This window comes from Amycolatopsis sp. NPDC047767, assembly GCF_040704195.1.
GTDB lineage: Bacteria > Actinomycetota > Actinomycetes > Mycobacteriales > Pseudonocardiaceae > Amycolatopsis.
Genome location: NZ_JBEYSJ010000014.1, coordinates 86899 through 99443, shown reverse-complemented (window position 1 = coordinate 99443; position 12545 = coordinate 86899). Strand labels below are relative to the sequence as shown.

The following is a 12545-nucleotide window of genomic DNA, read 5'->3' as shown; positions in this document are numbered from 1 at the left end:
TGTGTCAACGAACGACGGCGACCGGGCAGATCGCGTGGGCGAGCAACCGGTTCCCCGTCGAGCCGAACAGACCGCCGGTCACCGCGCCCCGGCCACGGCTGCCGATCACGAGCAACTGGGCGTCCTCGAAACCCAGCAACGCCCGCGCGGCCGAGCGCTCGTGGACGGCCCGGGCGAGGATCGTGCCGCCGGGGCCGGTCCGGGCGAGGTCGTCGGCCCGGCGCCGGAGCGCTCGTTCTTCACCCTCCGCGGCCGCTTCGACCAGGTCCGGATCGTCGAGCAGTCCCTCGTGCCACGCGTGCACCAGGATCAGCGGCACCTGGCGGCCGCGGGCGGCCTCGGCCGCGAACCGCAGCGTGCGATCGTCACCGTCGCCGACGACACCCGCGACCACCGGCCCGCCCGGCTTCGCCCGGCCCCGCACGATCACCGCGGGACAGCGCGCGCTCGCGGCGACCCGCAACGCCACCGACCCGATCGCGGCACCCCGCAGCCCGCCGAGTCCGTGCGAACCCAGCACGATCAGCGCCGCCTCGTCCGACAGCCCGACGAGCAAGTCGGCGGCGGTTCCGAGCCGGACCACGTACTCGATGCGCACGCCCGGCGCGGCCTCCTGGGCGACCTGCACGGCTCGTTCGATCCAGCGGCGGGCGCGCTCCAGCGGCAACGGTTCTTCGCCCGGCCGTTCACGGCCGGCCGGGTCGACCAGGCCGGCGTGGAACAGCCGGAGCACGCACTCCCGGCGCACCGCCTCTTCCGCCGCCCACCGGGCGGCGGCCAGCGCCGCCTCGGATTCGTCGACCCCGACCACCACCGCGGCGCGGACTGTCGTTCCCCTCACGACGTGCCTCCGTTCCCGCCACCTCGGCCGATGACTCGCTCCACCGTCGCTCAGCCACGATGAGCGCGGTCAGGGGAGGAAGTCCCTTCCGGGTGGGACGAAAGCGCCGAGTGCTTCGTCAGCGTCGCCGCGTAGTCGGGGACCTCGCGCTGCAACCGCCGGTCCGTCCGCTCGTACCCGCTTTCGCGCGGCCGCGGCGGGATGGCCACGGCTTCGCGCGGGATCTCGCGGTAAGGGATGCCCGCGAGCAGGTGCGCGATCATGTTGATCCGCCCGTTGCGTTTCTGGTCGCTGTCGACCACGTTCCACGGTGCCTCGGGGATGTCGGTGTGCACGAACATGTCGTCCTTCGCCCGGGAGTAGTCCTCCCACCGCGACACCGATTCCAGATCCGTCGTGGACAGCTTCCAGCGCCGGAGCGGGTCGTCGATCCGCGCCCGGAACCGGCGTTCCTGCTCGTCGCGGCTCACCGAGAACCAGTACTTGTGCAGCAGGATGCCGTCGCCCACGAGCAGGCGCTCGAAAATCGGGCACTGCTGCAGGAACCGGTGGTACTCGTCGGGGGTGCAGAACCCGAGGACCCGCTCCACGCCGGCACGGTTGTACCAGCTGCGGTCGAACAGCACGATCTCACCGGCGGCGGGCAACCGTTCCACGTAGCGCTGGAAATACCACTGCGTGCGCTGCCGCTCGGTCGGCTTCGGCAACGCCTCGACCCGCACCACCCGGGGGTTGAGGTGCTCGGTCAGCCGCTTGATCGTGCTGCCCTTCCCCGCCGCGTCCCGGCCCTCGAACACCACGACCACGCGCGCCCCTTCCGCGCGCACCCATTCCTGCATCTTCACCAGCTCGATCTGCAGCCGGGCGAGCTCCTTCTCGTAAACCGCGCGCGACAGCCGCGCCGCGGGATGCTTGCCGCTCATCGGGTCACGTCGTCCCACACGAAGTCGAGGCCGTTGCACACCTCGACCACCCCGGGCACCGCTTCGACGCTACTGGTCACGGCCGCGATGTCGCTGCACCGCTCGACCCGGCCCGCCACCGTCACCACCCCGGCGTGGACCATCACCCGCGCGCGATCCGGCCCGATCTTCAGGGACTTCCTCAGCACCTCCGTCACGTCGCGGCCGATCTCGGAGTCGGGGCGCGACATCAACCCGACGAGGTCGCGCCGCGCCACGACACCCACCGGCCGCCCGGCCGCGACGACGAAAAGCCGCCGCAGCCCCGATTCGGCCAGCCGCGCGGCGACGTCGGCGATCGGTGCGCCGGCGGCCACGGTCAACGCCGGGCTCGTCATCACGTCCCGCGCCGTGCGCAGCGGCAGCGCGTTGCGGCGCCACCAGCCGCGAGGGCGATCCGAGCGCAGCAGCGGCAGCAGGTCCCGTTCGGACACCACACCGGCGATCGCGCCGTAGCGGTCGACCACGGCCACCGCGCTGATCCTCCGGCGGACCAGGGTTTCCGCGATCTCCTTGACCGGCGTGTCCAGCCGCGCGCACACGGGGCTCGGCGTCATCACCGCGGCCACAGGTGTCGTGCTCGTGTTCATCGCTCCTCCAGTGTCAGGTCCGTCCGTTCCGTTCCCGGCTGACCACCAGCACGGGACAGTCGGCGTGGTGCAGCAACGCGTGGGTCGTGGAACCGAGCACCATGCCCGTGAAGCCGCCTCGCCCGCGGCTGCCCACGACCACGACGGACGCCGCCTTGCCGTGGTCGATCAGCCGGTCGCGCGGCCGGTCCCGCTCGACGACGAGCTCGACGCCGACGTCCGGGAACTGTTCGCGCCGACCGGCCAGGCGCCGGGCGAGCGCGCGCTTCTCCGCTTCTCCGACGTCGATCAACGGAGTCGCGCGGTTCTCCCCGAACGGCCGGCCGCTGTAGCTGTCCTGCCACGCGTGCAGGGCCACGAGCGGGACGCGTCGCCGCGACGCCTCCTCGAACGCCCATCCGATCGCGGCATCGCTCGTCGGGCTGCCGTCCACGCCGACGACCACCGGCCCGGTCACCCGCGTGGAGCCACTGCCGCGGACGATCGCCACCGGACAGCCGGCGCGGGCGATGAGGTCGGCGTCCGGTGAACCCGCCAGCAGACCGGACAGCGTGCCGGTGGGCGGCCCCACCACCAGCAGCAGCGCGTGCCGGGACGCCTGCCGCAGGGCGGCCTCGACGCCGGCGTCGCTCGTCTCGGTGGTGATCGGCACGCCCGGCTCGGCGGCCGCCAGCTCGTCGCGCGTCGTCCGCGCCACCTCCAGCGCGAGTGCCTCCTTGGCCGCGCGCCACTCGGGCCCGCCGACGGACGGACCCTCCACCCCGCTCACGGTCAGCACAGTCAGCGACGTCCGCCACCACGCGGCTTCGCGGGCGGCCCAGCGAGCAGCCACCGCGGCCGCCTCGCTGCCGTCGACGCCCACGACCACGTGATCGGTCACGACCCGTTCCCCCGCTGCCCGATCAGGACTTCCCCGAGGCCCCGGCGGAGGCTCCGCGGTGCGATGCGGGCCGTGCGACCCAGCCGCATCAACGCCTGGGGGAAACCGGGCAAACCGCGGTCCTCGCACAGCGCCGAGCGCACCTCCGGCACGTGCAGGGGCTGGGTCAGCACCGCCACCGACAGCCCGCGCGTGATCGCCTCGAGCCAGCACTGCTCCAGCGCGCGGCCCGCGTGGACGTGATCGGCCCGGCCGTCGTCGGTGGTCAGGAAGAGCAGGAAGGTCTCACCCGCCAGCCGGGAGCGCAAGACGGGCAGCTCCGGCACCTCGGTGGTGCGCCGGACCAGCCCCGCCCACGGGAACTCGCCCCCCGGAACCGCGGTGCGCCCCAGCCCCGCGCCGTGGCGGTGGCTCGCTTCGTCGCGAATCGTCCACAGGGCGATCTCCCGCTGGTACGCCCCGTCGTCACGGATCACGCGCGCCGCGTGGCCGAACAACGCCGCCAGTTCACCGGCGTCGGGCAGCGGCACCGCCTGGGCCCCGGTCGTCACCGCGGCTCGCGCCACCTCCGCGACCAACCGCCGCGCCACGGGGATTCCCGTGAACCGCGTCCGCTGGCTGCGCCGGGTCGCGATCGCGGAGAACCGCTTCAGGTCCGTGTCCGACGGTGGCTCCGGGACCGTCGCATCGATGCGCGCCACCACTTCCGGGTGGGCCGGGTCGGGCAGGATCGTGACGTCCGCCCGCCGGCCGAGCACCCGCACCGCCAGCTCGAGGTTCGCCAGCGCCGCCCCGCACGACATCACCAGGTCGCGCCGATCGGGATCGTGCCGCGGCAACGCGACATCCGTCCGCTCGCGCAGCACGACCGCTCCCGCGATCGGCTCGACCGTCCAGGGCTGGGTGTTGTGCACTGACGGCGCCCGCAGGACCGCGCGGCCCAGCACCTCCACTTCGGCGCTCGTCCAGGCACCACCCCGCGGGCCGGGTGCCGAATCGGCTTCGCTGGTCAAGGCTTCTCCTGTGCGTGTCGACTGGCCGGACCCACTCAGCCAACCGCCGGCAGCGGGCCCGGCGCGCCGGCCACAAGCCACCGCGGTGAAGGACCAACGTCACCGAAGCGGCGCCGCTTTTCGGGTGTCCACAACGGACTGGAATTTGCCGCCCGCTTGCCTTTCGCGCCCGGCATCCCGCGAAACGCCGGTGCATGATGGCGGCATGCCGCCCCGCGTCCTGCTCGCCGACGACGACCGCGCCATCCGAGAGTCGCTGCTCCGCGCGCTGGAGCTGGAGAGCTACGAGGTCACGGAGGTGACCGACGGGGTCGCCGCACTCGCCGCAGCACGGCGGGACCGCTTCGACGTGCTGATCCTCGACGTGATGATGCCCGGCGTCGACGGGCTCGGGGTGTGCCGTGTGCTGCGCGCCGACGGGGACCCGACGCCGATCCTGATGCTCACCGCGCGCGTCGAGCCGCCGGACCGCGTCGCCGGGCTCGACGCGGGTGCGGACGACTACCTGGTCAAACCGTTCGATCTCGACGAGCTGCTCGCCCGTCTGCGGGCGCTGCTGCGGCGGACCTCACCCGACGCCGCCGCTCCGCGGGTGCTGCGGCTCGGCGCGCTGACCGTGGACCCGGCCGCACGGCGGGTGCGGTGGCAGGACGTCGAGGTCGACCTGTCGAAGACCGAGTTCGACCTGCTCGAACTGCTGGTCCGCAACGCCGGCATCGTGCTCGACCGCGCCACGATCTACCAGCGCATCTGGGGCTACGAGTTCGGTTCGGACTCGAAGAACCTGGCCGTCTACATCGGATACCTGCGCCGCAAGCTCGACAAGGCGGGGGCAACCGAGCTCATCCGGACCGTGCGCGGTGTCGGCTACTCGGTGCGGGCGTCGTGAACCTGCGCAGCAAGCTGGCCATCGCGTTCGCGGGGGTCGGCGCGGCCGCGAGCGTGCTCGTCGGCGTGTTCAGCTACCAGACGGCGTCGCAGCGGATCAGTGCCGAGCTCGATCGCTCGCTGCTCACGACGTCGGCCGAGATCCAGGCCGGCGCGACGCAGGTGCTCGCGCCCAGCCCGTTCACCGCCGGCCCGCACGACAACGACCACGACGAGGCGCAGCCCATGGTCGCGCAGGCCATCGCACCGGACGGCGAAGTGCGGCGGATCGGCGGCCGCCCGGCGGTCTCCTTCCCCGTCGACGACACCGACCGGGCGCTGGCGGCGAACGGCAGGCCGGGCCAGGACTCCTATCGTGATCTGACCGTCGGCCCGGACGACTACCGCGTGATCACCCTGGCGCTCGGCCGGGACCGCGGGGCGGTCCAGCTCGGCGTCGACGTCGACGAGTCCCGGCACGTCCTGGCCGCCCTCGCCACGCGGATCACGCTGGTCAGCGCCGCCGTCCTGGTCGCCGCCGCGCTGGTCGGCTGGCTGCTGGCCCGCCAGATCACCCGCCGGCTCGTGCGGCTCACGGCCGTCACCGAGCAGGTGAGCGACGGCGGCCTCGGGCAGGCCGGAGTCCCCGCGGGCGGACGTGACGAGGTCGGCCGCCTGGCGACGTCCTTCGACCGCATGCTCGGCCGGCTCGCCGACGCCCGCGCCGACCAGGAGCGGCTCGTTCAGGACGCCGCGCACGAGCTGCGGACACCGTTGACGAGCCTGCGGACCAACGCGCAGGTGATGCGGCGCTTCGACGAGCTGTCCCCCGATTCCCGCGCCCGGCTGCTCGACGACGTCGACGGCGAAACCCGCGAGCTGACGCACCTCATCACCGAGATCGTCGACCTCGCGACCCGCCGCTACGACAGCGAAGACGCCGGACCGGTCGAGCTGGCCGGGGTCGCCGAACGCGCCGCCGAACGCGTGCGGCGCCGGTCCGGCCGGACGATCCTGGTCGACGCCGACGGCACCGTCGCGTCGGGTCAGACGCGGCGGCTGGAACGCGCGGTGACGAACCTGCTGGAGAACGCGGTCAAGTTCGACGCCGGCGGAACCCGGCCGATCGAGCTGACCGTCCGAGAAGGACGGATCGAGGTCCTCGACCGCGGCCCGGGGATCCCCGAGCGGGACCTGCCGCACGTGTTCGACCGCTTCCACCGGGCGGACGCCGCCCGGGCGTTGCCGGGTTCCGGGCTCGGCCTGGCGATCGTGCGAGAGACGGCCCTGGCCCACCAGGGCGAGGTCCTCGCCCGCCCGCGCCCCGGTGGCGGGGCCGTCGTGGGGTTCACCGTCGGCGGTGATCGACTCTTACCGTCTTCTCACCCGGATCACGCCGGGGACTAACCGGGCTCCGCAAGGGTGGTGGCACACCGCGAACACCACCAGGAGCACCCGATGTCCACCGTTCCCCTGTCGATCCGGCCCGGCGAGGCTCCCGCCCGGCGCCTCGCCCGTCCGGCACCCCGCTGGTGGCGGGACGCCGCCGGGCTGGTGGCGTGGGCGACGGTCCTGTTCGTCACGGCGCTGTGGGTTTCGGACGGTGGCGTGCAGCAGCTGGACTCGGCCGCGTCCGGGCTCACCTCCGCGGGCCGGCTGACCGGCCTGGTGTCGGCCGCGCTCCTGCTGCTGCAGGTCCTGCTCATGGCGCGGATCCCGTGGGTCGAGCGCATCTACGGCCAGGACGCGCTCGCGCGCCGGCACCGGCTGACCGGGTTCACGTCGTTCGTGCTGCTGTGCCTGCACATCGTCCTGATCTCGCTCGGCTACGCCGCGACCGACCGCACCGGCTTGATCGCCGAAGTGTGGGACCTCGTGACGACGTATCCGGGCATGCTGCTGGCGACCGCCGGCACGGCCGCGCTCGTGCTGGTCGTCGTCACCTCGGTGCGGGCCGCACGGCGCAGGTTGCGCTACGAGTCGTGGCACCTGCTGCACCTCTACGCCTACCTCGGTGCCGGCCTCGCCCTGCCGCACCAGCTGTGGACGGGCACGGACTTCACCGGCTCGGCCGCGGCGACCGCGTTCTGGTGGACCGCGTACGCCGCGGCGGCCGCCGCGATGCTGGTGTTCCGGGTGGCGCTGCCGCTCACGCGCAGCCTGCGCCACCGGCTCGTGGTCGATCGCGTGGTGCGGGAAGGGGACGGGGTCGTCTCCGTCCACCTGCGCGGCCGCCGGCTCGAGGCGTTGCCCGTGGTGGCCGGGCAGTTCTTCGTGTGGCGGTTCCGGCACGGCACCGGCTGGACGCGCGGCAAGCCGTTCTCCCTGTCCGCCGCTCCGGACGGCCGCCGCCTCCGGATCACCGCTCGCGACCTCGGCCCCGGCAGCGCGCGGCTCGCGACCCTCCCGGCCGGGACGCCGGTGTGGTTCGAAGGCCCCTACGGCACCCTCACCGGCGCGGTCCGGACCGGCCGCAAGATCACCATGCTCGCGTCCGGGATCGGCATCACGCCGTTGCGGGCGTTGCTGGAAGAACTGCCCTACGCCCCCGGCGACGCCGTCCTGTTCTACCGGTTCGCCGCTCCCGCGCAGGCCCTGTTCCGCCACGAGCTCGAGCACCTCGCGAGAACGCGCGGCGTGCGGATCCATTACCTGCCAGGCCATCGCGCCCTCGACCGCGTCTCGTGGCTGCCCGCGGGCTACGCGCCCGTGCCGGACCACACGGTGCTGCGCCACCTCGTGCCCGACATCGCCGAGCACGACGTGTACGTCTGCGGCCCCGCGGCGTGGGCCGGCGCCGCGATCGGGTGCGCCTCGCGGTGCGGGGTCCCGCGGCAGCGGATCCACTTCGAACAGTTCGCCTGGTAGGAGCTCCGACATGCGAAGAATCGCCATCGCGATCGCGGCCACCGTGTCGATCGTCGTCCTGCTGTTCAGCTACCGCACGAGCACGAACCAGACGTCGGTCACCGCACAGGTACCCGGGGTCGTCCGGTCGCCGTCGACCTCGGCGCCGTCGGCTCCGTCCGCAACCGGCTCGGGTGCCGGCACGTTCACCGGCGAGGCCGCCGACACGCCGTACGGCCCGGTCCAGGTCGAGATCACCGTGGCAGGCGGGAAGATCACGGCCGCGCGCGTGCTGCAGGTGCCCCAGGAGTCCGGCCGCGACGTGCGCATCAACTCCGCCGCGGTGCCGATCCTCAACCAGGAGGTGCTGCAGGCGCAGAGCGCGCAGATCGACACCGTCAGCGGCGCGACCTACACCTCGCAGGGCTACGTCCAGTCCTTGCAGTCCGCGATCGACGCGGCCCACCGGTGACCGGGCCGGACCGGCGCGCGTGGACGCGCGTGATCATGGGGATGCCGATCAGCCTGCACCTGCGAGGCCCGGGTGTCCGCACCGATGCCGCGGCGGAAGCCGTTGTCGCGGAAGTGTTCTCACACCTGCGCGCGATCGACCGGCTGTTCAGCCTGCACCGGCCCGGGAGCGAGGTGAACCGCGTCCGCCGCGGCGAGCTCCCGCCCGGCGGCCGGCATCCGTGGGTCCGCGAAGTCGCCCGGCTGTGCGCCGAAGCCCGCGAGCGCACCGACGGGTGGTTCGACGCCGACCTCCCCGGTGGATACGACCCGTCCGGACTCGTCAAGGGCTGGGCCGCCCAGACCGCCGCCGCCCTGCTCGACCGGCTGCCGGACCACGACTACTGCCTGAACGCGGGCGGCGACGTCGTGGTGGCCGTGCGCGGCCCGGATTCGGCGGCGTGGCGGGTCGGCGTCGAAGACCCCCGCGACCGCGGCCGCCTGCTGGCCGTGCGAACCGTGCGCGCGGGCGGCGTGGCCACGTCCGGCACGGCGGCCCGCGGACACCACATCGTCGATCCCCGCACCGGTGCCCCGGCGCGAGCCCTGATGTCCGCGACGGTCACCGGCCCGAGCCTGCTGTGGGCCGACGTGTACGCCACCGCCGCGATCGCGCGCGGCGGCAACGTCGAACGCTGGGTGCGCGCCCGAGCTCCGGACTACGAAGCCTGCTTCGTCGTCCGCTGTCCCTGAACCCGCCCGAAGGAACCGATGACCACGCTCAACGGCCTGCCCGCCCACATCCTGCTCGTGCACGCCATCGTCGTGCTGCTCCCCCTCGCCGCGCTGCTCCTCGTCCTCTGCGCGCTGTGGCCCGCGGCGCGGCGCAAGCTGGCCGGGCCCAACGCCGTGCTCGCCGTCCTCGTGCTGGTCCTCGTCCCGATCACCACGGACGCCGGCGAATGGCTCGAGCGACGGGTGGCCGCCACGCCACTCGTGCGCGCCCACACCGAACTCGGCGACACCGCCGTCTGGGCGGCCGTCGCCGTCGCCGCGCTCGCCCTCGTGATCTGGTGGCGCCACCGCGAAAGCACCTTCCCCGCCGACGGCCTCCCCCGGCGCGTGCTGCGGCTGCCGGCTCCTCGCCGGACCCTCCTCGCACCCCGCTCGACACCCGTGACCGCGGCCATCGCGGCCGCGGCGATCCTCGTCGCCGCCGGCGCCGCCTACGACATCTACCGCATCGGCGACTCCGGCGCGCAGGCCAGCTGGCAGGGCCAGTTCTCCGCCACCCCCGCACCCCGAGGCAGCCACCGCTGATCGGACGCGGTGGCTGCCGCGCGCCGATCGTCAGTCGTGGTGGGCCTCGGGGATCAATTCGGCCGGCACCGGCAGGCCGAGGTGGTCGAGGAGGTCGGCCAGCTCGGCGTCGAGCTCTCGCCCGACCTGCGCGATGCGCGGATCGTGGAAGCTGTCGAATCGGGTGCTGGGCTGGTCGATCGTGAACCAGGTGCGGTCGTCGCCGTCCACGTAGATCGCGGTGCGCAACGGCGCGTAGAGCATCACCGACGGGTCGTGCCGGAACATGCGCTGGGCGTAGACGTGATTGCCCATCAGGTATTCCGCGCACGGACGCGATTCGGCTGCCAGCTCCATGAGAGAGGCGACATCGGTGCCCCAGTACCGGATGAAGCTGTGCGGGGCGTTTTCCTCGGCAGCCTCCCGGACGACGTCCCAACTGGCCCGTTCCCTCTTGAACTGCTCGATTCGAGCAGCGTCGAGCACGGGCACCGCGCGTTCGTAGGCGTCTCGGAATTCCGAAAAGGTCGTCGGAACGGGGATGCTCAGGCGGAGCACCTCGTGCGCGAAGGTCTGGATGGAAGGGGAATCGCTGGCGGGCATGGCGTTGCCGTCCTTCGATGGTCATGGGTTTGCTTGACGGGGGCCGGGGGGACCGGTGGGACGAGCGAGGATGGCGGCCACGGTGCCGATCGCCGACGGCACCGTGGCGGCCGGTCAGTCGCCGAGGAAGTCCAGGACCTGCCGCACGAACAGCTCGTGGTACTGGAAGATCCCGCCGTGACCCGCGTCAGGGTAGATGCTCAACTTGGCGTCGGGCAGCAGCCGCGCGAGGTGGAACGAGCTGATCGTCGGCACCAGGATGTCGTTGTCGCCGTTGACGACCAGGACGGGCTTGTCCACAGTGGCCAGACCGGCCGGTGAGGTGCCCTGCTCCCATTTCGCGGCCGCGGTCAGCTGGGCGCCGATCGTCTCGTCCGTCACGGGCGTGTCGCGGTCCTCGGTACGCTCGTCCAGGCGGGCGATGAAGGCGTCCGCGGCCGCCTGGCTGCGGGCCGTCGGCGTGAAGAAGAGAAAGTGCTTGGGGTGCTTGCCTTCAGCCGCCGACCTCCCGAAAGCGCTCTGCAGCCCGGGGCCCCAGCCGGCCGGCCCTTCGGCACCGGCGGGCGAGGTGCCGGCCAGGACGATCCGCCGGACCAGATCGGGTCGCTGCTGGGCGACCGCCTGGGCCACCATGCCACCCAGGGAGAAGCCCAGCAGATCGGCCGTGTCCAGCCCGAGCGCCGCCAGGAAGGCCACCGTGTCGGCGGCCATCGCCTCGATGCTGTCGGGGGTGGTGCCACCGGAGGCGCCGACACCCCGCAGGTCCACCACGATGACGCGTCGCTCGGCCGCGAAGCCGTCGACCACGGCGGGGTCCCAGTCGTCGAGCACCGCGGTGATGTGGTTCAGCAACACCAGCGGCACGCCGGCGGCCGGGCCCAGCTCGCGGTACGCGAACGGCGTTCCGCCGACGTCCACCGTCTGGGCCGGTGCTTGCACAAAACTCGCTGCCATGTCTTGCCTTTCCCGCGCGGTGGCCCCGCGCTCTTCGAGAGGAATTCGCCTCCAGGCGCTGTTCGACAGCCTCGCCGGGATCGGAAGGCAGCCGCTTCCGTCGGAAGACCACCGCCGGGCCGTGCGGCATTCCGCGCCAGGCAGTCATTCCTCCGTGCCACCGCTTTGCGCGCGGGTCGGCGCAGGCGGGACGACGGCACCGCCCGCGCATTTCACGTGCTCAGGGCCGGATCACCGAGCCGCAGTCTCGCCGGCAGTCATTCGACCTATGCGAAGGGATTCCGTCGTGCCGACACTGAGGGGACAGCCGGGTGTGGGCCGGCGAGGGTGAGCCGGCCGGTGCCGACCGTTCTCGGTCGCCGCGCCGCGTCCGTGATCTGCCGAAGGGTGACGAGGAGCAGCATGTCGAAGATCGTCCTTGTTACCGGGGCTTCCGGTGACCTCGGAGCCGCCACCGCCCGTGCGCTGGCCGGTTCAGGCCACACCGCATACGCGGGGATCGGCCCGGCCGCCCGCCTTGCCGAGCCGAGCGAGCACGGGACCGGCGTGCGCCCCATTTCGCTGGACGTGGCCGACCAGCGCTCGGTCTCGACCGCGGTCGGTGACATCCTGACCGAAGCCGGGAGGATCGACGCGGTGGTCCACGCCGTCGGCCCGGTGCCCCGGGGACCGCTCGAGTCCTTCACCCCTTACCAGCTGGCGCAGATCTACGACGCGCATGTGCTGTCCACCCAGCGCGTCAACCGTTCCGTGCTGCCGCGGATGCGGGAGCGGCAGGACGGCCTCCTGGTCTGGGTGGTGCCCGCGAACCACGACACCGAGGACGCGCCCTACCTCGCGCTGCACTCCGAAGTCGTCACGATGATCGACCACCTCGCGGGCAGTTACGCCCGGGAACTGACCGAGTTCGGGGTCGAGACCACGATCGTCGTCCCGGGTTTCCTGGTCCCCGAGAACGGCCCGCACGTTCGCACCGTCCACCCGGACGACACCGAGACCGTTCAGGCGTACGAAGGCCGATACCCCGGCCTGGTCCACCAGGTGGACTCGAAGCTGGCCGCGCGGGCGCTCACGGGCGCGGGGGTCGCCCTCGCGGCGCAGGCCATCGCGGCCGTCGTCGGCAGCCCCAAGGGCACCCGTCCACTGAGGATCGTTCCCGGTCGGCCCGACGCCGGATCCGGCGAGGGCGCCATGTGGTAAGCCCGGTGGACGAGCGATCCGGCTACTCGGCGTTGCGCA

The 12545-nt window shown here is 73.0% G+C and carries 14 protein-coding genes; 7 read left to right on the top strand and 7 right to left on the bottom strand.

Annotation, left to right across the window (positions count from 1 at the left end; all coding sequences use genetic code 11):
• Positions 1-4: 4 nt before the first annotated feature.
• From AB0878_RS24925 to AB0878_RS24905, 5 genes are read right to left on the bottom strand one after another with little or no spacing between them, the layout of a single operon-like run.
• The gene (locus AB0878_RS24925; RefSeq protein WP_366582643.1) at positions 5-841 is read right to left on the bottom strand and encodes a universal stress protein; all 837 of its coding nucleotides are present in this window, start codon (positions 839-841) and stop codon (positions 5-7) included.
• A gap of 50 nt (positions 842-891) precedes the next feature.
• Positions 892-1764, bottom strand: a complete 873-nt coding sequence (gene ppk2, locus AB0878_RS24920; RefSeq protein WP_366582642.1) for a polyphosphate kinase 2 — start codon at positions 1762-1764, stop codon at positions 892-894.
• Positions 1761-2393 (bottom strand): CBS domain-containing protein, encoded by a 633-nt coding sequence (locus AB0878_RS24915; protein WP_366582641.1) that lies wholly within the window; start codon positions 2391-2393, stop codon positions 1761-1763. The genes ppk2 and AB0878_RS24915 overlap by 4 nt, the downstream gene beginning before the upstream one ends.
• A 13-nt stretch (positions 2394-2406) precedes the next feature.
• The gene (locus AB0878_RS24910; RefSeq protein ID WP_366582640.1) at positions 2407-3273 is read right to left on the bottom strand and encodes a universal stress protein; all 867 of its coding nucleotides are present in this window, start codon (positions 3271-3273) and stop codon (positions 2407-2409) included.
• Positions 3270-4286 carry a nitroreductase gene (locus AB0878_RS24905; RefSeq protein WP_366582639.1) on the bottom strand — a complete coding sequence of 339 codons (1017 nt, stop codon included), beginning with the start codon at positions 4284-4286 and terminating at the stop codon, positions 3270-3272. The genes AB0878_RS24910 and AB0878_RS24905 overlap by 4 nt, the downstream gene beginning before the upstream one ends.
• A gap of 205 nt (positions 4287-4491) precedes the next feature.
• Here AB0878_RS24905 and AB0878_RS24900 point away from each other — a divergent pair, with 205 nt between their 5' ends.
• From AB0878_RS24900 to AB0878_RS24875, 6 genes are read left to right on the top strand one after another with little or no spacing between them, the layout of a single operon-like run.
• Positions 4492-5175, top strand: a complete 684-nt coding sequence (locus tag AB0878_RS24900; RefSeq protein WP_366582638.1) for a response regulator transcription factor — start codon at positions 4492-4494, stop codon at positions 5173-5175.
• Complete coding sequence (locus tag AB0878_RS24895) at positions 5172-6560, top strand: HAMP domain-containing sensor histidine kinase (RefSeq protein WP_366582637.1); 1389 nt, start codon at positions 5172-5174, stop codon at positions 6558-6560. The genes AB0878_RS24900 and AB0878_RS24895 overlap by 4 nt, the downstream gene beginning before the upstream one ends.
• Positions 6561-6611: 51 nt before the next feature.
• Entirely contained in the window at positions 6612-8021 is a 1410-nt protein-coding gene (locus AB0878_RS24890) for a ferredoxin reductase family protein (protein WP_366582636.1), read from the top strand.
• 10 nt (positions 8022-8031) lie between these two features.
• Positions 8032-8472, top strand: a complete 441-nt coding sequence (locus AB0878_RS24885) for an FMN-binding protein (protein WP_366582635.1) — start codon at positions 8032-8034, stop codon at positions 8470-8472.
• The gene (locus tag AB0878_RS24880) at positions 8469-9203 is read left to right on the top strand and encodes an FAD:protein FMN transferase (protein ID WP_366582634.1); all 735 of its coding nucleotides are present in this window, start codon (positions 8469-8471) and stop codon (positions 9201-9203) included. The genes AB0878_RS24885 and AB0878_RS24880 overlap by 4 nt, the downstream gene beginning before the upstream one ends.
• Positions 9204-9221: 18 nt before the next feature.
• Positions 9222-9770: a hypothetical protein gene (locus tag AB0878_RS24875; protein WP_366582633.1), complete on the top strand. Its 549-nt coding sequence runs from the start codon at positions 9222-9224 to the stop codon at positions 9768-9770.
• A gap of 30 nt (positions 9771-9800) precedes the next feature.
• Here AB0878_RS24875 and AB0878_RS24870 read toward each other — a convergent pair whose 3' ends face one another.
• The gene (locus tag AB0878_RS24870) at positions 9801-10352 is read right to left on the bottom strand and encodes a DUF302 domain-containing protein (RefSeq protein ID WP_366582632.1); all 552 of its coding nucleotides are present in this window, start codon (positions 10350-10352) and stop codon (positions 9801-9803) included.
• Between the two features lie 114 nt (positions 10353-10466).
• A complete protein-coding gene (locus tag AB0878_RS24865; protein WP_366582631.1) occupies positions 10467-11306 on the bottom strand; it encodes an alpha/beta hydrolase in 840 nt (279 codons plus the stop codon).
• 402 nt (positions 11307-11708) lie between these two features.
• On the opposite strand from AB0878_RS24865, the gene AB0878_RS24860 reads away from it, so the two are divergent.
• The gene (locus tag AB0878_RS24860; protein ID WP_366582630.1) at positions 11709-12506 is read left to right on the top strand and encodes an SDR family NAD(P)-dependent oxidoreductase; all 798 of its coding nucleotides are present in this window, start codon (positions 11709-11711) and stop codon (positions 12504-12506) included.
• Positions 12507-12545 lie beyond the last annotated feature (39 nt).